Consider the following 23,631-nt stretch of genomic DNA (forward strand, 5'->3'; position numbering starts at 1 on the left):
TAGGAGATGGGGTCAGCTGCACAAAATTATCAGTGCTGACCAGTCAGTGCAAAATTCAGGCGGATTCGTTCACCAGCCACTTTTCCACACGAGCGCGTCCAACCCGCGACTGCCCCGCCGCATTCACCTCCAATTCCAAACAGCAGCTGATGCGGGTTGCTGGCCCCGGGACCCGCATCAGCTGCAGTTTCAAAGCTCCCCAGGGCCCAAAGAAGGCGGCCTCCCCGCGTTTTGACGCGAGGAGGCCGCCCTGGCCGGCACAAGCCGGAGAAATCAGTCGTTCAGTGCTGCCTTGAACCATCCGGTGATGGTTGACGGGTGGGTGATGGCGGTGCCAACAACCACGGCGAAGGCTCCGGCGTCCATGGCTGCACGGGCCTGGGCGGGGGAGTGGATGCGGCCCTCGGCGATGAGCGGCTTGCCCAGGTCTGCGGCAGCAATCTCGGCCAGCAGTTCCAGATCGGGGCCCTCGGTCTTGGGGCGCTCGCCCGAGTAGCCTGCCAAGGTGGTGCCGATCAGGTCAGCTCCGGCTTCTACGGCAGCAACGGCGTCGTCGAAGGAACCACAGTCCGCCATGACAAGGGCATTGGATTCGGCGTGGATGCCGGCGATGGTCTCGGCAAGGCTCAAACCGTCCGGGCGGGGGCGGCGGGTTCCGTCAATGGCCACAATGTGGGCACCGGCATTGGCACAAGCCAGCGCATGGCGCAGCGTGGGGGTGATGAAGACGCCGTCGTGGCCGTCCTTCCACAAACCAATGACGGGAACTTCCACTGCTGCGCGGGTGAACTGGATGTCCGCAATGCCCTGGACGCGGATGGCGCCCGCTCCGCCAATGACGGCCGACGCCGCAACCTGGGCTGTGGTGCGCGGGTCACGCATGGGTTCGCCCGGGTAAGCCTGTGCGGAAACCACAAGTTGTCCGGCGAGAGAATCGAGGTTGGTAAGTTTCAGCGTCACGGTGACTCCTAGAAAGTAGAACTAATTATTGAGCAAAGACCAAGGACGCCGCGCCAACAATGGCGGCTGTGTTGCCCAGCGAGGCACGCACCACGGGCACGGCGGCCAGCGGTGCCAGCAGCTCGGCGCGCAGAGCTTTCTCCATGGCATTCCACCAGAGATCGCCGGCGTCCGCCAATCCACCGGAGACCACAACAACTGCTGGGTCCAGGATGTTGATCAAACCGCCCACGGCTTGTCCGGCAGCGGCAGCCGCTATGGCAATGACCTGCAGTGCCAGCTCGTCGCCGGCCCGGGCTGAATCAAACACTGCGCGGGTGTCGGTGAGGGCCGCGCTGCCGCCTTCCCGCAAGTACGCTGCGTGGATGGCGGGACCGGAGGAGATGGCTTCAACGTGACCGGAATGGCCGCAGGAGCAGGGCAGTGCCGTGCCGCGATGGACGGCGAAGGGCGACGCGAAGTGCCCCACATGCCCGCCTACAAAGTGCTGGCCCAGCAACGGCTGGCCATTAACCACAAAGCTGCCGCCAACGCCGGTACCAAAGGCAACCATGAGGGCCGTGGAGGCGCCGGCGCCGGCACCGTGCCACGCCTCGCCCAGAGCATGGGCGTGCACGTCATTGACCACGGCGCACGGCAGTCCCAGACGCTGGGTGAGGCCCGCCGTGATGTGGGTTCCGGTCCAGCCCAGGATGGCGTCGGTGGCGGAGATGACAGTGCCCTCGGCGGCGTTGATGACGCCTGCCGAGCCAACGCCCACGGCGTCAACCACCAGGCCCTGCGCACCGGCACGTTCAATGAGTGAGCGCACCATGGCTGCCGTGGCGTCCAGAATGGCTTCACCGCCGTCGCGGTTCAACGTGGGGATCTGATCGGTGAGCAGCACCGAACCGTCCTGCGCCACAACCCCGGCGGCTGTTTTGGTTCCGCCAAGGTCAACGCCAACTACGTACCGCATAGTGAATCCTTCAGAGTAAAAACGTTCAAAGCAAAAAAGATGCACCCATTCACCAACTGACCCGCAGAAAACGGCGAAAATCATCCATTTCGGAGTGATTTTCGGCGTTTTCTGCGGGTCAGTTGTAAAAGGAGTGTTAGATCAAGCCCGTGCGCTCAAGGATAACCTTGATGGCTGCGGTCTCGTCCTCGTCCAGGGAGAGCATGGGGGCGCTCATGACGTTTGTCTTGATGATGCCCATCAGGACCAGGGCGGTCTTGAACGCGCCCAAGCCTGCAGCATTGCCGGACAAGCGGCCGGGCTTCGGGGTGTAAACGATGTTGAAGACATCGGCGATGCGGTCCTGTTCGGCAGCTACACCGGCCCAGTCGCCTGCAACGGAGAGGTCGTACATGCGGCGGTAAGCAGCCGGGTCAACGTTACCCAGGCCCGGAACTACACCCTGTGCGCCGCCGAGCAGTGCACCGTCAACAACCACTTCGTGGCCGGTGAAGATATCAAAGTTCGGGATGTCCTTGGCGCCGATGAGCAGCTGACGGAAGGAAACATCGTCACCGGAGGAGTCCTTGACACCGGCAATGACGCCTTCGCGGCCCAGCTCCAGGAGCAGGTCGGTGGGCATCTTGAAGTGGGTGCGGACCGGAACGTCGTAGACGAACACGGGCACGTCAACAGCCGAGGCCACGGTGCGGATGTGGCGCCCGGTCTCTTCAGCGTTGCTGATGGCGTAGTACTGGCTGGTTGCCACGATGGCGTCGGCGCCCAGGGAGACCATGCGGCGTGCTTCTTCAACAACACGGTTGGTGGTCTGCTCAACAGCACCAACCAACAGCGGGACCTGTCCGGCGTTAACGCCGGCAATGGTCTTCAGCACGGTGTCGCGCTCGTCGTTGGTCTGGTGGGTCACTTCGCCGGAGGAGCCGTTGACGAACAGGCCAGTGACGCCGCCGTCGAGCAGGTGGCGGGTGAGGTTCTCCAAGGAGGGAACGTCAATGGCGCCATCAGCGGTGCGGGGGGTGCATACGGGAGGGATTACGCCCTGGAAACGAGAAGCGACGGTAGTCACGTGAATTACTCCAAAATTGTGTTGATTAGTAGAAAATTAGGGGCCCGCGCGCCCTAGGAGGGCGCGGGGACTAGATGTGCAGAAGCGACGGCGCAGCGCCGAGGAGCTTCTTCGTGTAGTCGTTGGACGGGTTGTCGAAGATCTGCTCAGCCGAGCCCTGTTCAACAATCTGGCCGTAGTACATGACGCAAATGCGGTCAGAAACGTAGCGGACCGTCTGGATGTCATGGCTGATGAAAACCATGCCCAGGTTCAGTTCCTTCTTCAGGTCAGAGAGCAGGTTCAGCACCTGTGCGCGGACGGAGACATCCAGTGCGGAGGTGGGCTCATCGGCCACTATGATGTCCGGGTCCAGTGCCAGTGCGCGGGCAATAGCTACGCGCTGGCGCTGTCCGCCGGAAACTTGCGACGGCGTGACCTCGGCTGCCGACTGCGGCAAGCCAACCAGCGAGAGCAGTTCGGCGACCTTGGCCAGGCGCGATGCGCCGTTGCCAATGCCGTGAATAGCCAACGGATCAACCAGGATGTCCTGGATGGTCATGCGCGGGTTCAGTGCCGTGGAAGGGTCCTGGAAGACCACCGAAACAGACCGGCCAAATTCCTTGCGCATGCTTGCGTTGCGCTTGATGGCCGGCTTGCCGTGGAACAGTACCTGACCGGAGGTGGGTTCCTGCAGACCAACCAGCACCGAGGCCAGCGTGGACTTGCCACAGCCGGATTCGCCAACAATGCCCACGGTCTCGCCGCGGCTGATGGAGAAGTCAACGCCATTGACGGCCTTGACGTAGCTGGGCTTGAACAACCCGCCAGAACGTGTCCGGTGGTGGACGTGCAGGTCCTTGAGTTCGATAACCGGGGTGGTAGCGGAAACGGGCGCTGTGTGCTTGCTCATTATGCGTTTTCCTTGTCTGTTCCGGAAACTGCCAGTGCATCCTCGGGCCTGTGGCTCGCCCAGAAGTGGTCAGTTGTCACGCCGTCGCGGGTGATGGGGACAAACGCCAGCTTCTGGCTCGGATCAGCGTCGGGGCGTTGTGAACGGCCGGCAAACCTGTCGCCCAGGGCAAACTCGCGGGGTGAAGGAACAGTTCCCGGAATCTGGTGCAGGCGGACGGCGTCGGACTCGATGGAGAGAACGGCGCCCAGCAGGCCACGGGTGTATTCGTGGGTGGGGTGGGTCAACAGCTCGGAAGCTTGTGCGGATTCCACCACCTGGCCGGCGTACATGACGGTGATCTTATGGGCCAGGGAGGCCACCAGGGCAAGGTCATGGCTGACGAAGACCATGGCGAAGCCGAGCTGCTCGCGCAGTTCGTTCAGCAGGTCAACAACCTGCTTCTGAACTGTTACATCCAAAGCCGTGGTGGGCTCATCGGCAACCACAATCTTCGGTGAACGGGACAGCGCCATCGCGATCAGCACGCGCTGGCGCTGGCCGCCGGAAAGCTCGTGCGGGTAGCTCTTGAGCGTGCGCACCGGATCCAGCTTCACAAGTTCCAGCAGTTCAGCAGGCGTCTTGCGGCCGTTGCGGCGGGTCAGCTGCAACATCTGCTCCTTGATCAGCATGGACGGGTTGAGCGAGCTCAACGCATCCTGGTAGACCATGGCGATCTGCTCGCCGCGCAGGCCCTCGTAGGCCTTAGCGGAGCTGTGCTTCGTGGCAGGATCCAGAAGTTCCTTGCCGTCAAAGGTGATGGAACCAGTCACCTCAGCCGTCTTGGGCAGCAGGCCCATGATGGCCAGGGAGGTGATGGACTTGCCGCAACCGGATTCGCCCACCAGACCCATGGTTTCGCCTTCACGGACAGTGAAGGAGACGTTGTCCACAATGGGGGTCTGATCGAAGCGGCCCGGGAAGCGGATGGAGAGGTTCTTGACTTCCAAGATCACCCGGGCATCCGGGCCAACCTGGGGGAGGCGGTCCGCACGGGACTTTTCAACAGCCTGCAGAAGCAGCAGTTCCTTGTTCAGGGCCACGAACGGGTCCTCAATGGCTGCCCGTGCTGCAGCATCAGCCTTGGCGAGTTCCAGAGCGGCAGCTGCCGAACCGTCGTCGTCCTTCACACGAGCGGCCTTCTTCAGCTTCGGGTTCACCATGGCGTCGGTGAGGCCTTCAGCCAGAATGTTCAAGGCAAGTACCGTGAGCAGGATGACCATACCGGCGAAGGTGGTTGCCCACCAGCCGCCGGAGAGAACCAGGTTACGTCCGTAGGAGATGACGTTGCCCCAGCTGGGGTTCGGGTCCTGGATGCCTGCACCCAGGAAGGACAAGGATGCTTCCAAGATGATGGCGTCGGCAACCATGACAGTTGCAAACACCAGCACGGGGGCTGCTGTGTTGCGCACAATGTGCTTGAGCAGGATGTAGGCGCGGCCGGCACCAATGACACGTTCGGCCCGGACATAGTCCTCGCCGTACTGGGCCAGGACGTTGGCGCGCACCACGCGGGCAATCTGCGGGGTGTAGATGATGCCGATGGCCAAGATGATGGTGGGCACCGAGTTGCCGAATGCTGTCAACAGCACGGCGGCAAGGGCAATGCCGGGGAATGCCATCAGTACGTCCATGATGCGCATGATGGTTTCGTTGACGGCTTTGGTGGATGTTGCGGCCAAGGAACCCAGCGTGCCACCAACAATGATGGCCAGGGCAACCGCGCCGAGACCGATCATCAGGGACGCCTGGGCACCGTACATCAGGCGGGAGAGAATGTCGCGGCCAATGCGGTCAGTTCCGAACAGGTGCACTGCGCTGGGTGCCTGCGCCGGATCGCCTGTTTCCAAGGGATCGTGCGGGGCAATCCAGGGTGCCAGAATGGCCACAACGGCAATGAAGATCAGGAAGAGAAGGGCCAACTTGGAGCCCAGTGTCAGGGCCTTGAAGCGCAGGCCCGGCGCGCTTAGCCGTTCGGCAAGTTTGCTACGCATGACTTAGACCGTCCTGATTCGGGGATTGATGAGCAGGTAAAGAAGGTCCACCAGAATGTTCACGAGTACGAACGTGACGGCAATGACGAGCACAACGCCCTGCACCAGGTTGGTGTCAACGCTGGTGATGCCGTTGAGGATCTGCTGACCCATGCCCGGCAGAGAGAAGATCATTTCAATCACGACGGCGCCGCCGAGCAGGTAGCCGATGCGAAGACCCAGCACTGTCACCGGGGTGACAAGGGCGTTGCGCAAGACGTTCTTGGAAACAACAGTGGTGTAGGGGACGCCGTTGCCGATGGCAGTGCGGACGTAGTCCCTGTCCAGTTCCTCAACCATGGAGGTGCGGACCACACGGATCAGGGAGGCAGAAACGGGGATTGCCAGGGCCAGTGCCGGCAGTGTCATGGAGCTGAGCCAGCCCATGAAGCCATCGTCCGGGTCGGCAAGGCCGCCTGAGGGGAACCAGGAGTTGTCGCCCAGTGCGAACCACTGGATGAGCAAGATGCCCAACCAGAAGGACGGGGTGGCGATGGCTGCGACTGAGAAGACGCGGATGGCCTGGTCAACCCAGGTGTCGCGGTACAGGGCCGCAAGGACACCGAAGACGAGGGAGATCACGACTGCTATCACAACGCCAAGGAATGTCAGCTGGAGCGTGACGGGGAAGGCGCTGGCGATGACTTCGGTGATGGGCTTTGCGGGGGGCAAAGTGGTGCCGAAGTCGCCCGTGATGAGCTTGCCCAGGTAGGTGAAGTATTGAATGAAGAGGGGATCGTTGAATCCGTTGACTTCGCGGTATTGATCGAGAGCCTCTTGTGAGGCTCCTTCACCAAGCGCGGCAACGGCACGGTCACCGGGAGCGAACTGCAGTACTACGAAGACGAGCAGGGTGACACCCAGGATCATCAACGGTAGTGCTGCGAGCCGGCGTCCCAGCAGTCGCAAAAAGTTTGCCAATGTACTAACTCCGGTTCTATTTGCAACACCTCAGGGGGGACTGTGTGCTGCGTCATAGGATAAATGGTCTCAGACGGGAGGGGCCGTGGCCAGGAACGGCCACAGCCCCTCCGGTCTGTGAAAAGCGGACGAACCTAGGAGGTCCGGCCAACTCCGATGAATGCAACGCCCGTGGTGGGCAGCGGTGCGAAGCCGCTGAGCTTCTTGCTGTCCCAAGCTGTGGGCAGCTTGCGGTGGAAGATCGGGTACAACGGTGCTTCTTCAGCGATGATGTTGATGATCTCGCTGTAGAGCTTCTTGGCGTCAGCCTCGGAAGCGGCCAGAGCAGCGTTGAGCTTGGTCTGAACTTCCTTGTATTCTGCAGAGTCGTTCCAGGCGAAGCGGTTCTTGGCCCAGGTGTCTCCGCGGAAGAACCAGCTCAGCAGGATGTCAGCGTCGTTACCGAACACCGAGGGATCGCCGGGGGCGGCAACGACGTCGTACTTCAGGCCGCCAACCTTGTCCGGACCGTAGACTGCTGAAGACTGCAGGGGCTCAAGGGTGGTTTCAACACCAATGGCATCCCAGTTCTTCTTGATCAACGGCACAACATCCTTGACCCACGCGGTATCCGTGCTGGTCAAGGTCAGCTTCAAGCCGCTGACGCCTGCGCCGGACAGCAAGGACTTGGCCTTGTCGGCGTCGTAGGTGTAAACGGTGGAAGCCTTCTGGTAATTCGGGCTGCCTTCCTGGAAGTAGGAGGAAGCGGCCGTCGCGTTGCCCAGCAGGGCAGTCTTGATGATGCTTTCCTTGTCCAGGGCGTAGTGCAGTGCCTGGCGGACTTCCTTCTTGTCGAAGGGAGCCTTGCTCAAGTTGAACATGAGGAACATGAGGCCGAAGGACTGCACGGCTTCAACATCAACCTTGGACTTGAGCGCGTCAACGTCCAAGTAGGGGACATCTTCGATTGCCTGGACGCGGCCGGACTGCATGGCAGTAACGCGGGCTGAAGCGTCGGAGAGCAGGAACCAGGTCATGTCCTTGGCCAGTGCCGGCATCGGGCCGTTGTACTCGTCGTTGCGAGCGAAGACGATCTTGTCGTCCTTGGCTGCGGAAACGAACTTGTACGGGCCGGTACCGATCGGCTTGGCGTCGAAGGCCTTCTGGTCAGCCGAGGCGGTTGCCTTGGGGACAACCTTGACCACCGAGATGCGCGGGCCAAAGCCGGCGAACGGGGTGTTCAGCTTGAATTCGACAGTCTTCTCGTCAACCTTGGTGACGGATTCAATGAAGAAGATGAACTGTGCGAACAGTGCCTTGTTGGCCGGGTCCTTGACACGCTCGAACGAGTAGACAACGTCGTCGGTGGTGACCGGGGTACCGTCGTGGAACTTGGCGCCGTCGCGGATGGTGACCTGGTAAGTGGTGTCGTCAACCTTCTTGGGGTCGGCTGCAGCCAAGGCGTTGTAGGGCTTGCGCGTTGCCGGGTGAAGTTCCACCAAGCCTTCGAAGATGTGCAGGTTGGCGGCCAGCGGGGTGGCGCCGGAGGAGCTCATCGGGTCGAAGCCGGTGGACAGTGAGTAGGAGATGCCAGCTTCGATGCTGAGATCCTTGTTCACGGCAGCCGTTGTGGCGCTGTCTTTGGGAGCGTCATTGGATCCGCAAGCTGCAAGGGTTGCGGTGAAAGCGGTTGCTGCACCAAGGACACCAGCGGCCTTGAGGAAGGTACGCCGCGATGCGGGTGTCGCAGGCAGGTTCTGAAGAGTATTGCTCATTCTGTTGACTCACCATTTCGTCTGTTTTATATCGGATGTAGGACGTCCGATGCTTATGATGAAACTGTAATAGCCATCACAGGGATTGGTCAAGTGAGTCCACGGTCTCATTTTGGTCTCGGTTGCCCGCAGCGGGCCATGGCGCGCAAAATAACATTGCTATGGTGTAGGCAAGTTGTCGGACATCCGATATTCTATGGTTTGGATCACGTTGGCGCTCAGTTGGCGCCAACGGCACGTGAGTCGCAGAGCTCCTCGCTTGGGGATACCGGGCAGTTTGTCCCGTCATCACTACTAAAGTGAGTAAAGCGTTGTACATGCGACGAATATTTCGGAGGAGTTTTGTTGTCCATTTCGACGGTAGCACCCAAGGCCCGCTTCAGCGCGCAGGTGCGGCTTCGCGCCTTGCAGGCAGACATCATGGAACTCATCTTGGACAGAGACCTTGACGCCGGCGATCCACTGCCCACCGAGAGTGAACTCTCTGAAGTTCTCGGTGTTGGCCGCAATACACTGCGTGAATCGTTGAAGGTATTGCAGGCCCTGGGCGTCATTGAAATCCGCCACGGTTTTGGCATGTTTGTGGCACCTAGCAACTTTGACGCACTTGCTGACGGGCTGACCTTCCGCGGCCGCCTGTCGCTGCGTCATGAGGGTCTTGAAGCGTTGCAGCTTGTTGACATCCGCCAGGCATTGGAGGCTGGCCTCATCAGCGCCTGCATAGCGGTAGTCACGGACGAGCACTTGGTCCGCATTGAGGCTGCTGTGGTGAGAATGGAGGAGCTTGCAGAACGCTCTGAATCCTTCCCCGAAGCCGATGCTGAATTCCACCGGTTGCTTTTTGAGCCCTTGAACAACGACCTTCTGATGAACTTGATGAGCGTTTTTTGGAAGGTTTACCGCAAGATCCACGTGGAGATCGGCACCGGCGGCACCGACCTGGTTCATACGGCATCCCAGCACAGGGACATCTACAACGCGGTCGCTGCCAAGGATGCCAAGACCGCAGCCAAGCTCCTGCGCACCCACTTTGACGGCATCCGGGCCAAGATCCACCTCTTCGTCGACGCCGAATAATTCTCCCCTCAAACTAGCCCGCAGAAAACGGCGAAAATATGCGTTTTTGACGCGATTTTCGGCGTTTTCTGCGGGCTAGTTTGGTTTGCGGGCTTGACGATCTGAGTGGCGCCAACCCGGGGGCCCGCATAAGCCGGGGCGACTTTGGGCATGCGCGCTACTGGTACCAGGCCTGGCGCCAGTGTCAAAGCTGCGCCGCACTGGCTCCCGGCGCGACGCATAGCCAAAGTCGTCGTGCCCAGAATAGGGTCTATGCGCCACACTCGTTTCCACGGCTGCGCATAAGCCACAGCAGAATTTTCAGGTGCCACTGGCGCGGCCAGGTCGCCCACCAGCTGACTCAACTGACCCGCAGAAAACGCCGAAAAATCGAGGAAATCCCCGATTTTTCGGCGTTTTCTGCGGGCCAGTTTGGTTTGCGGGCTTGACGGTCTGAGTGGCGCCAAGCCCGGGGCCCGCATCTCGGCGATACTGTGACTATGAGTGTGCGTAAAGTTTTAGTGTCCGGATATGAGGTTGTCACCACAGACACCGACTACCAGTCTGGGCGGACTTTTCTGCTGGTCCACGGGATTGGCATGGGGATCTCCTATTTTGCCCAGCTGAGTGCTTCCTTGGAATCCCATGGACGTGTGGTGGCCATTGACTTGCCTGGCTTTGGCGACGCTCCCGAACCAGCCCGCGCGCTCACCATGGCCGCCATGGGCAAGGTTCTCATTGATTTTGTTGAGTTGGAGGAGCTGGGTCACCCGGTCCTTGTGGGCCATTCCATGGGCACGCAGGTGGTGGCGGAAGCCGCCGCGCAAAGACCAGACCTTTTCCCTGAAGTGGTGTTGGTGGCACCAACAGTGAACAGGCATGAGCGCACAGTTCGCAGGCAGGCCTTGCGCATGGCGCAGGACCTTTTCGGCGAAAGCCCCCAAGTCTTGGGCATAGGCATGCGCAACTATGCCAAAACAGGTCCGCGCTGGTTCATCAAGAAGCTACGCAGCATGATGGATCACGCCATTGAGGACACCTTGGTGAAAATCCAGGCTCACACGCTGGTTATCCGGGGCAAACGAGATCCCGTATGTCCCCTCGTGTGGGTTGAGGAAGTCACTGCGTTGATCCCCAATGCCACCATGGTGGAAGTGGACAACCGCGGGCACGAAACCATGGTCAAGGACGGTGCCTGCGTGGCCGGCTACATTCTGGACCACATCTTGCACGTGGACCACGCATGAAGCTGCTGCTGCGAGGGTGGTGGTGGATGGTGGACTACCTGTATGCCGGATGGTGGCAACTACGCTCAATCTTTCGACGCCGCTGCCCTGACAGCTATGCCGTGGGAGAGCCGTCGCTGCCGGCCATCGTGCTGCTACCTGGCGTCTACGAGACCTGGATCTTCTTGGAACCTGCCGCGCAACGGCTCAATGCCTTGGGTTACCGGGTGTTCTCCGTCCCGGGGTTGGGGATCAATGGACGGGCCATTCCGGAGTCCGCTGAAATCCTCGCCAGAACGCTGGCTGATCTGGCGTCCGTGCAAGGCGTTTCGCGCTGCATCCTGCTGGCGCACAGCAAGGGCGGGTTGATTGGCAAGCATGCCATGCTGGACGCGGCGTTGACCCACCCGGACGACGCCGGACCAGCCGTTGCCGCGCTGGCTCGCCCGATGGAAATCTTGGGGATGGTAGCCATAGGTGCGCCGTTCTCCGGATCCTTGTATGCCCGGTACATGATTTCGCGGACGCTTCGTCATTTTTCACCAGACGACACGGTTCTGCTTTCTCTGCAGGCAGCGACGGACGTCAACGCCCACGTGGTGTCCATCTATTCCGAATTTGATCCGCACATTCCCGGCGGCAGCGCACTGCCAGGGGCCGTCAACGTGGAAGTGCCCGTCTCCGGGCACTTCCGCACGCTGTCGGACAAAACGGTTCTCGCCGCCGTCGAACAGGCAGTGGTGAAGCTGGGCAATCAGCCCTAACAACTGGCCCGCAGTAGTCCACACCCGTTCCCCAACTTCGTCCCTCTCTGATGGTTATTGGCAGGTCTGGTATCCGCTGGCAGGATTGATGCAGGACTGCCGTGGCTTATGCGCAGCCGTGGAAACGTGTGTGGCGCATATACCGCATTCTGGGCGCGCCTGCTTTGGTTATGCGTCGCGCCGGGTGCCAGTGCGGCGCAGCTGTGACACTGGCGCCATGCCCGGTATCAGTAGCGCGCATGCCCAAAGCAGAAACCACACAGCTGGTCACCAGCAGACGCTTGAAGAGCCGTGGGCAGCTCGGATACGAGGTCACCCGCAGCCAAACTGCCCAACCCAACCTATTTACGCATCAGTTGTCCAAGGGGCTCAGTCCTCGGCAATAGTTAACAAAAAAACGGCCCACCGAAGTGGACCGCTTTTTTCTAAAGTGCGCGCGAAGGGACTCGAACCCCCAACCTCCTGATCCGTAGTCAGGTGCTCTATCCGTTGAGCTACGCACGCATATTTTGTTTCTTTGTTTCTTTGTTTTGTTTCCGACCCTCGGGCCGTGAATAACTATAGCCCAACTTTTCTCTGGTGTACAAATCGAGAAGGCGTAAATCGGCGGTGTCCTCCACCACTAGACCGGTCTACGTGATCTGGATCACAAATGTTGGCCGTAACAAAAATGATATCCCGCGAAAACTAGAGGTTTTGCCCACCAAAGAGGTCCATACATCCCATGTCCCATACCTAAAATCGCCGGATCCCGCCCCCTAGCCTTTAGATACCACCTACCCATTCGATGAAGGGAAAGCCAATGGGCCACGCGCCAGTGCAGGAAATCGTTGAGCAAGCAATGACCACCCATAAGGGCCTCGCCGCCTGGGTTGGCGAAGTAGCAGCTCTCACCCTGCCGGATCACATTCGTTGGGTGGACGGGTCCGTGGAGGAACAAGCCCTGCTCACTGACCACCTGGTGGCAGAGGGAACTCTCACCCGGCTGAACCCCGAGCTCTTCCCTAATTCCTTCGCAGCCTTCTCGGACCCCAAGGATGTGGCCCGAGTTGAAGGAAGAACGTTCATTTGTTCAGAAAATGAGCGCGACGCCGGATTCACCAATAATTGGATGGACCCGGCAGCTATGAAGGACATCCTGAACGAGAAATTTGCCGGCAGCATGCGCGGACGCACCATGTTCGTCATTCCGTTTGTGATGGGCCCGCTCGACGCCGAGGATCCCAAGTTTGGTGTGGAGATCACCGATTCCGCCTACGTCGTGGCATCCATGCGCATCATGGCCAACATTGGTACTGACGTTTTGCGCAAGATGGAGGACACCAACGCATTCTTTGTCCCCGCCTTGCATTCGGTGGGTGCCCCGCTGGCTCCCGGCGAAGCGGATGTTGCGTGGCCGTGCAACGAGGAAAAGTGGATTGTGCACTTCCCCGAGGAGCGCTCCATCTTCTCCTTCGGCTCCGGCTACGGCGGCAACGCACTGTTGGGCAAGAAATGCTTTGCGTTGCGCATCGCATCGGTCATGGCCCGCGATGAAGGCTGGCTGGCCGAGCACATGCTCATCCTCAAGCTCACCAGCCCGGCGGACAAGACTTACCACGTGGCGGCTGCATTCCCCTCAGCCTGCGGCAAGACCAACCTGGCCCTGCTGGAACCCACCCTCCCGGGTTGGAAGGCAGAGACACTAGGTGATGACATCAATTGGATGCGCTTTGGCAAGGAAGGTGAACTTCGTGCCGTGAATCCCGAGGCCGGCCTCTTTGGTGTGGCGCCGGGAACGGGCTGGCACACCAACCCGAACGCCATGGCGGCCATCTCCAAGGGCAACTCCATTTTCACCAACGTTGCCTTGACCGACGACGGCGGTGTCTGGTGGGAGGGTATGACGAAGGAAGTGCCGACGCACCTGACCGACTGGCAGGGCAATGACTGGACGCCGGAATCCGACCGTCCGGCAGCACACCCCAACTCACGGTTCTGCACGCCCATCGACCAGGTGGACATGCTTTCCAAGGACTACTTCAACCCGGAAGGCGTTGAGATCAACGCCATCTTGTTCGGTGGCCGCCGCAAGACAACCATTCCCTTGGTCACCCAGGCCCGTGACTGGACCCACGGTATCTTCATGGGCTCAACGCTCTCTTCGGAGACCACGGCCGCGGCAACTGGTGCCGTTGGCGTGGTGCGCCGCGATCCCATGGCCATGCTGCCTTTCATCGGCTACGACGCCGGTGACTACCTCAAGCACTGGATTGACCTCTCCGCCAAGGCTGATCAGGCGCGCCTGCCGAAGATCTTCCTGGTGAACTGGTTCCGCCGCACGGCCGATGGCGGCTTTGCGTGGCCCGGATTCGGTGAGAACACCCGTGTGCTCAAGTGGGTAGTTGACCGTATTGAGGGTACCGCTGAGGCAGTGGAGACACCCATTGGCTTTGTCCCGGCCGTTGGTTCACTGGATCTGACGGGTTTGGATGTCAGCCCCGCTGACCTGGCGGACGCGCTCAGGGTGGAGCCCAGTGAATGGGAATCAGAGCTTGCAGGCATCCAGGAGTGGTACGCCCGCTTCGGTGATTCGCTGCCGGAACAGTTGGCGGAAGAGCTCAAGGACTTGAAGGCCCGCTTCGGCGCCTAGGAGCAAAGCACAACTGACCCGCAGAAAACGGCGAAAATAGCGTCAAAAACGCATATTTTCGCCGTTTTCTGCGGGTCAGTTGTTTAATTTAGGCGCCGGCCAACCAGAGATCGGGGCCGAAGACCTCGTAGTGGATTTTGGTTGACGGGATTCCCGCCTCGATCGCCTGGTTCCGGATCGCCTTCATGAACGGCAGCGGGCCGCAGACGTACATGGAGGCATTGGCGGGCAGGTCCAGGCCTTCCAGAGACATGAAGCCCTTGTGGAAACCGGCGGCAGGCTCTTCCAGCCACAGCTGCAACTGTGCCCCGTCAATGGCCGCAACATCGGCCGTCATCTGATCACGCAACGCCCAGGCGTCAAGGTTCTTCTCGGCGTGCAGCACCAAAACTTCGCGGTCCGCTCCCGCAGCCGCCAAGGACCGCAGCGCCGACGCCGAGGGGGTGCAGCCAATCCCTGCCGTGGCAAACACCACCGGACCTGCGCCGTCGAGCGTCACATCGCCGTAAGGATTGGAAAGTTCGACGACGTCGCCTACCTTTACATGGCCGTGCAGCACGGGTGAGACCTCGCCGCCGTCGTCCCGCTTGGTGGTGAACACGCGCCGGGTGGTGGACTCAACATCGGCGCTGAGTGAGTACTGGCGGCACTGGAGCAGCCCGTCCGGGAGGGCAAGCCTGACCGAGACAAACTGTCCGGGGCGGGCAACCGTGACGGCGGTGGCATCGGCCGGTTCCAGCACAAAGGTGATGGCGTCGGTGCCCGCGGGGTTCTTTTCAACAACCCTCCACGGCATCCACACTTTGTCATTGGCCTGAATGGCGTAGAGGCCCTTCTCGAGCTTGATCAAGGCGTTGGCCATGAGCCAGTACACCTCGGTCCAGGCTTCGGCGATCTCGGCCGTGATGACATCCGCCAGCTCCTCAGCGATGGCCTCAAAGAGGTACTTGTAGACGATGCTGTACTGGTCTTCGGTGATGCCCAGAGAGGTGTGCTTGTGCGCGATCCGGCTGAGCATCTGCTCCGGGATGAGGTCAGGGTTGGCAATCAGTGCCGTGGCGAATCCGGCGATGGATCCGGCCAGGGCCTTCTGCTGCTCGCCATTGTTTTGGTTGGCGCGGCTGAACAGTCCGTTCAGGAGCTCGGGGTGGGCGGTCAGCATGCGGGTGTAAAAATTAGGTGTGATGGCGCCCAGGCGGGAACCTACCAGTGGCAGTGTTGCGGCAATGAGTGGGCGGGACTTTTCCGAAAGCATGCTTACTCCTTGGGTGTGATTCATGGTGATAATCCCAAAGTAGCATTTCAGATGCAACTTTAAAGCCACAATTTCTACGAGTTGTAGAAAAGTGTTGATTTGTGGCGGTTTAGCTGGGTCGCACTGTGCTCAAGGTCACAGGCACGGGGCCGTCTGCAGTCTTTCGGGCCAGGCTGTAGATGGTGACATTGTCCAACGAAGCGTAGAAGGCTTCGCGGGCATGATTCAGTGCACCGCGCAGCCCGCACTCGTGAATGAGGGGGCATGCGCCCATGTCCGTCTGGCATTCTGCAACGTCACTGTGGGAGTCCAAAACACGAAGAACACGGCCCACAGTGGCCTTCTTGCCGTCGGCGGAGATGCGCACGCCGCCGCTGCGGCCACGGATGGCCTCAACCAGACCCATCTGCCGCAGCTTCAGGACGGCCTTGCTGACATGGTTGTACGGTGTCCCCACAGCCTCGGCAAGCTCCCGAGTGGTGGGCAGCTCATGCTCCGGCACGGAGGAGAGCACCGTGAGCAGGCGCAGGCTCACATCCGAAAAGCTGTTGATGCGCACTAGGCAGGCCAGATCACTTTATCGCCGGCTTCCAGAAACGGGTTGCCGAACTCCCATCCAGTGGGTGTCTGGCGGTACGGGCGGACGGCTGAAACGCACACACCAGTGCTGTGCTCGGCCATGACGTGGATGGCGTCCGTCGCGTCATCGGGCAGGTGGATGTCACAGACCACGGCGGCAGCCTTGTTTTGATCGCCCTGCTGGGTCAAGGCTTCAAACAGGTCGGCCACCATTTGGTCGGCGTCGAGCTCTTTTTCCTCATCGCCCTCCACCGTGTTGGGGGCCACGGCAACCAGGTTGAGTTCGTCGTCGTGCTTGAGGACAAGGCCCACCGGCAAAAAGGCGCCGTGGGTCTCAAGCTGTTCCCCGGCAACACCAAAAGCCGTGCCAATGAGCTTGTTCAAGTCCTCTTGGACCAGTCGCTCGGCCGGGGTTTGCTCGGTGCTGTTTGGCTCCATGGATACTCCTAAAAATGGTGCGGTTACGTGGGTGATCTCGATGCCGACAGCGTCGCAGCTGCTATTGGCGCACCAAGTCGAGGATGGCGTCGCGGAGATCGGCCATGGTGGTGGCATCGACAGCTTCGGCGTTCAGGCGTAGGAAGGGCTCGGTGTTGGAGGCGCGAAGGTTGAACCACCAGGTGCCGTCCTTGGCCGTGAACGTGACGCCATCGAGCTCGTCAACCACCACATCCTCGGTGGTGTACGCGGCGCGAACCCGGGCCACCGCTGCGGGGACATCGGCCAGCTGCGAGTTGATCTCACCGCTGGAGACGTACGGCTCATATTCGCGGCCCAGCTCGGACAGGGGCCCCTCCTGCTCGCCCAAGGCAGCCAGGACGTGCATGGCTGCGAGCATGCCGGTGTCTGCGTTGAAGAAGTCGCGGAAGTAGTAGTGCGCGGAGTGCTCGCCACCGAAAACGGCGCCTTCCTCAGCCATGGTTGCCTTGATGAAGGAGTGGCCAACACGGGTGCGCACGGCCCGGCCGCCGTCGTGCTCGATCAGTTCAGGCACGGCGCGTGAGGTGATGAGGTTGTGAATGACTGTGGGTTGTTCCTCGCCGAGTGCCTTGGCGCGGGCAATTTCGCGCCGGGCCACCAAGGCCGTCACGGCCGACGGCGACAGGGGTGCGCCGAGCTCGTCAATGACAAAGCACCTGTCGGCGTCGCCGTCGAAGGCCAGACCAATGTCGGCGCCATGGGCAACGACGGCGGCCTGCAGGTCCAGCAGGTTGGCCGGCTCCAGCGGGTTGGCCGGGTGGTTCGGGAAGGTGCCATCGAGCTCAAAGTACAGCGGGACAATCTCGAAGGGCAGCCCCGGCAGCAGGGCTTCGCCCAGAACTGCGGGGGTTGTCATGCCAGCCATGCCGTTGCCGGCGTCGACCACAATCTTCAGTGGGCGGGAGCCGGTGAGGTCAACGAGCTTGCGCAGGTACTCGGAGTAGTCCTGCAATACGTCTTGTTCGCCTTGGGTTCCGGTGGTGGATGCTGCCGGAATGCCGTTGGCCAGGTACTGCTGGGCCAGGTCGCGAATCTCGGTCAAACCGGTTTCGGAGGAAAGGGGCACGGCTCCGGCGCGGGTCATTTTCATGCCGTTGTATTCGGCCGGGTTGTGGCTGGCGGTGAACACCACGCCGGCGGCGTTGAGCACGCCGGAGGCGAAGTAGAGCTCGTCGGTGGAGATCAGCCCGAGCATGACCACGTCGGCGCCGCGGCGTGACGCGCCGTCGGCAAACGCCTGTGCGAATTCGGGGGAGGAGGGGCGCATGTCCCCGCCGATCAACACGGTTTGACCTTTCAGTGCAAGCACATCTACAAAGGCTGCGCCCGCTGCCCGTACCGAATCGGCGGTGATGGTTTTGCCAACAAGGCCACGAACGTCGTAAGCCTTAAAGGAGGAGGACAGGTCAAGCTGCGAATTATCTTCAGTAGTCACCCGTCCATGGTACCGCCGGTGGCCAAACCCAAAAGTTATCCACAGCTTTGTTGAGCCATGTGATCCAGTGTCGGTGGGCGCTGGAATACTGGGTGAATGACATTGCAACCAGCCCACGGACCAATTTCGGTTGTTCAACCAGCCGCCACCACTGACACGCGCGCCCAAGCGCAAGTCGTGCTGCAGGCACTGGTGGGGCGCGCGGATGCTGATTTTCACGACGGCCAGTTTGAGGCTATTGAGGCGTTGGTGGATTCCGGCCGCCGGGCGCTGGTTGTCCAACGGACCGGTTGGGGGAAGTCGGCCGTGTACTTTGTGGCCTCGCTCTTGTTGCGCTCCCGGGGTGCCGGGCCAACCTTGATTGTCTCGCCCCTGCTGGCCTTGATGCGGGACCAGGTGGCAGCCGCCGAGCGGGCAGGCGTGCGTGCCATGGCCATTAACTCGGCCAATGCCACCGAGTGGGGTGATGTCACTGCGGCGTTGGACGCCGATGAGGTGGATGTGTTGCTGGTGTCGCCGGAACGCCTGACCAACCCGTCTTTTCGGGAGAACCAGCTGCCCACCTTGATCCAGCGCACCGGCTTGCTGGTGATTGATGAGGCCCACTGCATTTCCGACTGGGGGCACGACTTCCGTCCCGACTACCGGCGCATTGCTGACCTGATTGCCCAGTTGCCAGCCTCCGTGCCGGTGTTGGCCACCACCGCCACGGCGAATTCCCGGGTGGTTGCCGACATCGAAGAGCAGTTGGGCAAGGGGGTGTTCACCATTCGAGGCCCGCTGGCACGCAAGTCACTGCGGCTCGGCGTCCTGCGGCTGGCTGACTCCCGCGACAGGCTGGGCTGGCTGCTGACGCATCTGGCGGAGCTGCCTGGCAGCGGCATCATTTACACGCTGACCGTCTCAGCCGCCGAGGACACTGCCCGGTTGCTGGCCGAGGCGGGTCACGTGGTCAAGGCGTACACCGGCCGCACCGACACCATGGACCGCGAGGCACTGGAGGAAGCCCTCAAGAACAACCAGGTCAAGGCCTTGGTGGCCACGAGTGCCTTGGGTATGGGGTTCGACAAACCTGACCTGGGCTTCGTGGTTCACTTGGGCGCGCCGTCGTCCCCTGTGGCCTACTACCAGCAGGTGGGCCGCGCCGGCCGTGGCAGCGCCAACGCCGATGTGCTGCTTCTGCCGGGAACCGAGGACGCGGAGATTTGGAAATACTTCGCCACTGCCTCCATGCCAGCCCAGGACAAGGCCATGGCGGTGCTGACAGCCTTGGGTGAATCGCCCAAGCCCATGTCGACGCCGGCCTTGGAGGCGCGGGTGGATCTGCGACGGACACCCTTGGAGCTGCTGCTGAAGGTATTGGCCGTGGACGGGGCCGTGCGCCGGGTCACTGGTGGGTGGGAATCAACAGGCCAACCGTGGGTTTATGACGCGGAGCGCTATGAACGCATTGCCCAGGCGCGGGTGGATGAGCAGCAGTCCATGGTGGAGTACGAGCGCATGTCCGGTTGCCGGATGGAGTACTTGGCTGCGGCGCTTGACGATTCCACGGCGTCCCCGTGCGGGAGGTGCGACAACTGCGCCGGGCGTTGGTTCAGTGCAGAGGTCATTTCCAGTGCCTCCGAGGCGGCCGGGGAGGCGCTGCGCCATGCCGGGCTGCCGCTGGAACCGCGGGCCATGTGGCCCACCGGAATCAACAGGCTTGGTGTCCCCGTCAAAGGCAAGCTCAAGGCCGATGAGCTGATCTCAACGGGGCGGATTCTGGCCAGGCTCACCGACCTTGGCTGGGGCAATTCCCTGCGGGCCATGTTCGCCGCGGGTGCACAGGATGCGCCCATCGATCCTGCCATGGCCCACGCCGTGGTGGCCGTGCTGCGGGAGTGGGGCCAGGCTGGTTGGGAAGGAGCCGGACGCCCGGTGGCTGTTGTGTCGATGCCCTCGCGCAGCAAGCCACTGTTGCTACAGTCCTTTGCGGAGGCCATCTGCCACATTGGCAGGCTGCCGTATCTGGGCGAAATGTCCCTGGAATTTGGTGGACCCACGGGGCAGCGTGGCGGCAACAGCGCCTACCGCCTGGCCGGTGTCTGGGACCGCTTCAGTGTGGGCCCGGCACTTGGCGAGGCGCTCGCCGCCTATCCTGGCGGCCCGGTATTGCTGCTCGATGACCTGGTGGACAGCCGCTGGACGGTCACGGTGGCGGGTCGGGCACTGCGCCAAGCCGGAGCCGATCAAGTCCTGCCCCTGGTGCTCGCGCAGGCCGGCTAATCCCCACGCCCGAATCAACGCTCGCTCACCAACGGGGCTGAATCGGGAAACGCTCGCTCACCTGATGAGCGAGCGTTGCCAAAAAGTGCCCCGTTAGTGAGCGAGCGTCGCTTGGGGTTATGCCTCGACGGGGCGCAGGCGCAGGGCTTGCATGCCGCCGTCGACGGCTATGGAGGTGCCGGTGGTGGAACCTGACAGCGGGCTGGCCAGGTAAGCCACGGCGCCGGCAACTTCTTCGGCGCTGACCAGCCGGCCGTGGGGCTGGCGGGCGTTCAGTGCAGCGCGCTCGGCGGCCGGGTCATCGGCCGCAGAGAGCAGCCGGCCAACCCACGGGGTGTCGGCCGTGCCAGGGTTGACGCAGTTCACGCGCACCCCTTCGCGCAGGTGATCGGCAGCCATGGCCTGGGTCAGGGACAGTACCGCACCCTTGGTGGCTGAGTACAGGGCCCGCTGGGGCAGGCCGGCGGTTGCTGCAATGGAGCAGATGTTGACAATGGCCGCGCTGGGGGACTGGCGCATGTGCGGCAGGGCGGCGCGGGAAACCCGGACCATGCCGATGACGTTGATATTCCAAACGCGCGCCCATTCGGCGTCGTCGTTGTCCTCAACGGAGCCGATGGCGCCAATGCCGGCGTTGTTGACAACAATGTCCACGCCACCAAAGGCCGCCACGGTGCCGTCGATGGCCGCCTTGACCGAGGTGTCCTCAGATACGTCGCAGGCAAAGCCGAGCTGGCCTTCGGGAAGATTCTTTGGGTTCAGGTCAAGGACAGAAACCTGTGCGCCCATGGCCTGCAGTTTTGCCGCAATGGCTGCACCAATTCCTGATGCACCGCCCGTGACAACAGCTGTCAGTGTTGAAAGTTCCTGGCTCATTTATGCCTCCTGCGAAGTAGAAGTAGCGGTTCCGGCGCGGAAGAATTCCTGGCGCTGGCGTCCCAGGCCAGCAATTTCAACTTCCACAACGTCGCCGTCCTGGATGTAGGGGAAGCGGCCGGAGAGGGCCACACCTTCAGGGGTTCCTGTCAGGATGACGTCGCCCGGTTCCAACACCATGTACTGGCTCAAGTGGTGGATGATGGTGGGCACGTCAAAGATCAAGTCCGCCGTGTTGGAATCCTGGCGCGGCTCACCGTTGACCCAGCTGCGCAGCTGCAAGTTGTTGGCGTCGATGTCGGCGGCCGGAACAAGCCACGGGCCCAACGGTGTGGACTTGGGCAGGGACTTGCCCTTGGTCCACTGGCCTGCGGCGCCCGGGAGCTGATATTCACGCTCGGAGAGGTCGTTGGCAACCACGTAGCCAGCAACGGCGGCAGCGGCTTCCTTGAGGGTGGAGAGGTAGCTGACTTCACTGCCCACCACAATGCCCAGCTCAACTTCCCAGTCATATTTTGCGGAAAGTGGCGGGATCGGTGAAGCGTCAAACGGGCCGGCAACTGTGTTGTTCGGCTTCAGGAAAACAACGGGGATGGTGGGCGGCAAGGCGCCCGACTCTGCCGCGTGGGCGGCGTAGTTCATGCCGATGCAGATGACACTGTTGGGCCGCGCAATGGGGGAGCCGATGCGCAGTGCGGCGGCATTCTCCAGCACCGGCAAGGCGCCCTTGTCCAGTGCTTCGCGCAAGGCGGCCAGACCCTTGTTGGCCAAGAACGGGCCGTCAATGGTGCTGGTTACCGAGCTCGCATCGTAGCTTTGCTCGGTTCCGGTGGAGTCGGCGGCAATGACAACGGGAATTTCCCGCCCCTGCTCGCCAAGGCGTGCAATCTTCATGAAATTCATATCCTCTACAGCCGCTTGTTCGGCGCGGTTCTTATGGTTGATGATCCATTGCGGGATCTTAACATCTGAGCTTTCAGGCAACTTTACCCACACTATGTGGCTATTTCAGCTACATGTTCTATATTGACATGTAAAACATCGGATGTTTAGCTTGTTCTAACTTTTTCAGCACATTTATCTGATTTCTATAGGGAGCAGCCCGTGAGTACAGTCATTGCCGTGGAGACCAGCGACGTTCGTTTCCCGACGTCGCGCAATTTGGACGGCTCTGACGCCATGAATCCAGACCCCGACTACTCGGCGGCCTACCTTCGTGTGGTGACAGACAGCGAGGATGGTCTTGAGGGCCACGGTTTTGTTTTCACCATTGGCCGCGGCAATGATGTGGAAACAGCAGCCATCAAGGCGCTGACCCCTTACTTGCTGGGCCGCAATGTTGAAGAGTTGCTCGCGGACATGGGCGGCACCTGGAAGGAGCTGACCCATGATTCCCAGCTACGCTGGTTGGGCCCGGAAAAGGGTGTCATGCACATGGCCATCGGTGCTGTTGTCAACGCGTTGTGGGACCTGAAATCCAAGCGTGCGGGTCTGCCATTGTGGCAGCTGCTTGCCACCATGTCCCCGGAAGAATTGGTTGACCTGGTCGACTTCCGCTACCTGACGGACGCCATGACCCGCGAAGAAGCACTGGATATTTTGCGGGCGTCAGAAGCTGGCCGCGAGGAGCGCACCGCCACGTTGCTGGCTGAAGGCTACCCGGGCTACACCACCACACCCGGCTGGTTGGGCTACTCGGATGAGAAGCTGACACGCCTGGCACACGAGGCTGTTGCCGCTGGCTTCAAGCAGATCAAGCTGAAGGTGGGTGCCGATCTGGACGATGACATTCGCCGACTGCGGACAGCACGTGCCGCCGTCGGACCTGATATTAAGGTGGCAGTGGATGCCAACCAGCGCTGGGACGTGGCGCAGGCCATCGAGTGGATGTCGCACCTGGCAGAATTTGATATCGCCTGGATTGAAGAGCCCACCAGCCCGGATGACATTTTGGGCCACGCGGCCATTGCCCGCGGCGTTGCACCCATCCCGGTGGCAACGGGCGAGCATGTGCAAAACCGTGTGGTTTTCAAGCAGATGCTCCAGGCGGACGCCTTGCAGGTGCTCCAAATTGATGCAGCCCGTGTGGCCGGCGTCAATGAAAACGTTGCCATCTTGCTGCTGGCCGCCAAATTTGGTGTCAGGGTCTGCCCCCACGCCGGCGGTGTGGGCTTGTGTGAGGCCGTCCAGCACCTGTCCATGTTTGACTTTGTAGCAGTGTCCGGCAAGAAAGATGACCGCATGATCGAGTTTGTGGACCACCTCCACGAACACTTTGTCACCCCCATCGATGTGCACCACGGCTGCTACTGGCCGCCGCTGGCTCCCGGAGGTGGAAGCGAAATGTATGCCGCCTCGGTGGCCGAGTACACCTTCCCCGACGGAGAATTTTGGGTGGCAGACGCCGCACAGCACGCAGAACAGAAGGAATTGGTCTAGC

The 23,631-nt window shown here is 61.2% G+C and carries 19 protein-coding genes and 1 tRNA gene; 6 read left to right on the forward strand and 14 right to left on the reverse strand.

Annotated features, from left to right (window positions below; translation table 11 throughout):
* Window positions 1–273: 273 nt before the first annotated feature.
* From CVS27_RS01960 to CVS27_RS01990, 7 genes are all read right to left on the reverse strand, one after another.
* Window positions 274–960, reverse strand: a complete 687-nt coding sequence (locus CVS27_RS01960; protein WP_103464041.1) for an N-acetylmannosamine-6-phosphate 2-epimerase — start codon at window positions 958–960, stop codon at window positions 274–276.
* 25 nt (window positions 961–985) lie between these two features.
* Window positions 986–1,918, reverse strand: a complete 933-nt coding sequence (locus CVS27_RS01965) for an ROK family protein (RefSeq protein WP_103464042.1) — start codon at window positions 1,916–1,918, stop codon at window positions 986–988.
* A 136-nt stretch (window positions 1,919–2,054) separates the two neighbouring features.
* Window positions 2,055–2,984, reverse strand: a complete 930-nt coding sequence (locus CVS27_RS01970) for a dihydrodipicolinate synthase family protein (RefSeq protein ID WP_103464043.1) — start codon at window positions 2,982–2,984, stop codon at window positions 2,055–2,057.
* 70 nt (window positions 2,985–3,054) lie between these two features.
* Window positions 3,055–3,876 carry an ATP-binding cassette domain-containing protein gene (locus tag CVS27_RS01975; RefSeq protein WP_103464044.1) on the reverse strand — a complete coding sequence of 274 codons (822 nt, stop codon included), beginning with the start codon at window positions 3,874–3,876 and terminating at the stop codon, window positions 3,055–3,057.
* Window positions 3,876–5,909: a dipeptide/oligopeptide/nickel ABC transporter permease/ATP-binding protein gene (locus tag CVS27_RS01980; RefSeq protein ID WP_103464045.1), complete on the reverse strand. Its 2,034-nt coding sequence runs from the start codon at window positions 5,907–5,909 to the stop codon at window positions 3,876–3,878. Before CVS27_RS01980 ends, CVS27_RS01975 begins: the two co-directional genes overlap by 1 nt.
* 3 nt (window positions 5,910–5,912) lie before the next feature.
* Window positions 5,913–6,869, reverse strand: coding sequence for an ABC transporter permease (locus tag CVS27_RS01985; RefSeq protein WP_165788026.1), 957 nt, complete (start codon window positions 6,867–6,869; stop codon window positions 5,913–5,915).
* A gap of 134 nt (window positions 6,870–7,003) precedes the next feature.
* The gene (locus CVS27_RS01990; protein ID WP_103464046.1) at window positions 7,004–8,623 is read right to left on the reverse strand and encodes an ABC transporter substrate-binding protein; all 1,620 of its coding nucleotides are present in this window, start codon (window positions 8,621–8,623) and stop codon (window positions 7,004–7,006) included.
* A 345-nt stretch (window positions 8,624–8,968) separates the two neighbouring features.
* Here CVS27_RS01990 and CVS27_RS01995 point away from each other — a divergent pair, with 345 nt between their 5' ends.
* From CVS27_RS01995 to CVS27_RS02005, 3 genes are all read left to right on the forward strand, one after another.
* The gene (locus CVS27_RS01995) at window positions 8,969–9,700 is read left to right on the forward strand and encodes a FadR/GntR family transcriptional regulator (RefSeq protein WP_103464047.1); all 732 of its coding nucleotides are present in this window, start codon (window positions 8,969–8,971) and stop codon (window positions 9,698–9,700) included.
* Between the two features lie 479 nt (window positions 9,701–10,179).
* Window positions 10,180–10,926, forward strand: a complete 747-nt coding sequence (locus CVS27_RS02000) for an alpha/beta fold hydrolase (protein ID WP_103464048.1) — start codon at window positions 10,180–10,182, stop codon at window positions 10,924–10,926.
* Entirely contained in the window at window positions 10,923–11,669 is a 747-nt protein-coding gene (locus tag CVS27_RS02005; RefSeq protein ID WP_103464049.1) for an alpha/beta hydrolase, read from the forward strand. Before CVS27_RS02000 ends, CVS27_RS02005 begins: the two co-directional genes overlap by 4 nt.
* A gap of 431 nt (window positions 11,670–12,100) precedes the next feature.
* Here CVS27_RS02005 and CVS27_RS02010 read toward each other — a convergent pair.
* A tRNA-Arg gene (locus CVS27_RS02010) sits at window positions 12,101–12,173 on the reverse strand.
* 298 nt (window positions 12,174–12,471) lie between these two features.
* Between CVS27_RS02010 and CVS27_RS02015 the strand changes: the two genes are divergently transcribed.
* Complete coding sequence (locus CVS27_RS02015; protein ID WP_103464050.1) at window positions 12,472–14,301, forward strand: phosphoenolpyruvate carboxykinase (GTP); 1,830 nt, start codon at window positions 12,472–12,474, stop codon at window positions 14,299–14,301.
* An 88-nt stretch (window positions 14,302–14,389) separates the two neighbouring features.
* Here the strand turns inward: CVS27_RS02015 and CVS27_RS02020 are convergent, their stop codons facing one another.
* The 4 genes from CVS27_RS02020 to CVS27_RS02035 form a co-directional block, all read right to left on the reverse strand.
* Window positions 14,390–15,556 (reverse strand): globin domain-containing protein, encoded by a 1,167-nt coding sequence (locus tag CVS27_RS02020; RefSeq protein WP_103464051.1) that lies wholly within the window; start codon window positions 15,554–15,556, stop codon window positions 14,390–14,392.
* Window positions 15,557–15,665: 109 nt separating this feature from the next.
* Window positions 15,666–16,115, reverse strand: coding sequence for an RrF2 family transcriptional regulator (locus tag CVS27_RS02025; protein ID WP_103464052.1), 450 nt, complete (start codon window positions 16,113–16,115; stop codon window positions 15,666–15,668).
* On the reverse strand, window positions 16,115–16,573 hold the full coding sequence (locus tag CVS27_RS02030; RefSeq protein ID WP_103464053.1) for a hypothetical protein: 459 nt from the start codon (window positions 16,571–16,573) through the stop codon (window positions 16,115–16,117). The genes CVS27_RS02025 and CVS27_RS02030 overlap by 1 nt, the downstream gene beginning before the upstream one ends.
* Before the next feature lie 61 nt (window positions 16,574–16,634).
* Window positions 16,635–18,050 carry a phosphomannomutase/phosphoglucomutase gene (locus CVS27_RS02035; protein ID WP_103464054.1) on the reverse strand — a complete coding sequence of 472 codons (1,416 nt, stop codon included), beginning with the start codon at window positions 18,048–18,050 and terminating at the stop codon, window positions 16,635–16,637.
* A gap of 96 nt (window positions 18,051–18,146) precedes the next feature.
* Between CVS27_RS02035 and CVS27_RS02040 the strand changes: the two genes are divergently transcribed.
* The gene (locus CVS27_RS02040) at window positions 18,147–20,315 is read left to right on the forward strand and encodes a RecQ family ATP-dependent DNA helicase (protein WP_103464055.1); all 2,169 of its coding nucleotides are present in this window, start codon (window positions 18,147–18,149) and stop codon (window positions 20,313–20,315) included.
* A 117-nt stretch (window positions 20,316–20,432) separates the two neighbouring features.
* Here the strand turns inward: CVS27_RS02040 and CVS27_RS02045 are convergent, their stop codons facing one another.
* Together CVS27_RS02045 and CVS27_RS02050 are read right to left on the reverse strand one after the other, a co-directional pair.
* A complete protein-coding gene (locus CVS27_RS02045) occupies window positions 20,433–21,191 on the reverse strand; it encodes an SDR family NAD(P)-dependent oxidoreductase (protein ID WP_103464056.1) in 759 nt (252 codons plus the stop codon).
* Window positions 21,192–22,085, reverse strand: coding sequence for a fumarylacetoacetate hydrolase family protein (locus CVS27_RS02050; RefSeq protein ID WP_103464127.1), 894 nt, complete (start codon window positions 22,083–22,085; stop codon window positions 21,192–21,194).
* 210 nt (window positions 22,086–22,295) lie between these two features.
* Here CVS27_RS02050 and CVS27_RS02055 point away from each other — a divergent pair, with 210 nt between their 5' ends.
* Window positions 22,296–23,630 carry an L-fuconate dehydratase gene (locus CVS27_RS02055; protein WP_103464057.1) on the forward strand — a complete coding sequence of 445 codons (1,335 nt, stop codon included), beginning with the start codon at window positions 22,296–22,298 and terminating at the stop codon, window positions 23,628–23,630.
* Window position 23,631: the final 1 nt, after the last annotated feature.

Origin of the sequence: Arthrobacter glacialis (assembly GCF_002909445.1) — a bacterium.
Taxonomy (GTDB): Bacteria; Actinomycetota; Actinomycetes; order Actinomycetales; family Micrococcaceae; genus Specibacter; species Specibacter glacialis.

What these genes read in the sequence shown, in the direction of transcription:
- CVS27_RS01965 (WP_103464042.1), bottom strand. Translation starts at nt 1,918, where the DNA reads ATGCGGTACGTAGTTGGCGTTGACCTTGGCGGAACCAAAACAGCCGCC.
- CVS27_RS01975 (WP_103464044.1), bottom strand. Translation starts at nt 3,876, where the DNA reads ATGAGCAAGCACACAGCGCCCGTTTCCGCTACCACCCCGGTTATCGAA.
- CVS27_RS01980 (WP_103464045.1), bottom strand. Translation starts at nt 5,909, where the DNA reads ATGCGTAGCAAACTTGCCGAACGGCTAAGCGCGCCGGGCCTGCGCTTC.
- CVS27_RS01990 (WP_103464046.1), bottom strand. Translation starts at nt 8,623, where the DNA reads ATGAGCAATACTCTTCAGAACCTGCCTGCGACACCCGCATCGCGGCGT.
- CVS27_RS02000 (WP_103464048.1), top strand. Translation starts at nt 10,180, where the DNA reads ATGAGTGTGCGTAAAGTTTTAGTGTCCGGATATGAGGTTGTCACCACA.
- CVS27_RS02005 (WP_103464049.1), top strand. Translation starts at nt 10,923, where the DNA reads ATGAAGCTGCTGCTGCGAGGGTGGTGGTGGATGGTGGACTACCTGTAT.
- CVS27_RS02015 (WP_103464050.1), top strand. Translation starts at nt 12,472, where the DNA reads ATGGGCCACGCGCCAGTGCAGGAAATCGTTGAGCAAGCAATGACCACC.
- CVS27_RS02020 (WP_103464051.1), bottom strand. Translation starts at nt 15,556, where the DNA reads ATGCTTTCGGAAAAGTCCCGCCCACTCATTGCCGCAACACTGCCACTG.
- CVS27_RS02030 (WP_103464053.1), bottom strand. Translation starts at nt 16,573, where the DNA reads ATGGAGCCAAACAGCACCGAGCAAACCCCGGCCGAGCGACTGGTCCAA.
- CVS27_RS02040 (WP_103464055.1), top strand. Translation starts at nt 18,147, where the DNA reads ATGACATTGCAACCAGCCCACGGACCAATTTCGGTTGTTCAACCAGCC.
- CVS27_RS02045 (WP_103464056.1), bottom strand. Translation starts at nt 21,191, where the DNA reads ATGAGCCAGGAACTTTCAACACTGACAGCTGTTGTCACGGGCGGTGCA.
- CVS27_RS02050 (WP_103464127.1), bottom strand. Translation starts at nt 22,085, where the DNA reads ATGAAGATTGCACGCCTTGGCGAGCAGGGGCGGGAAATTCCCGTTGTC.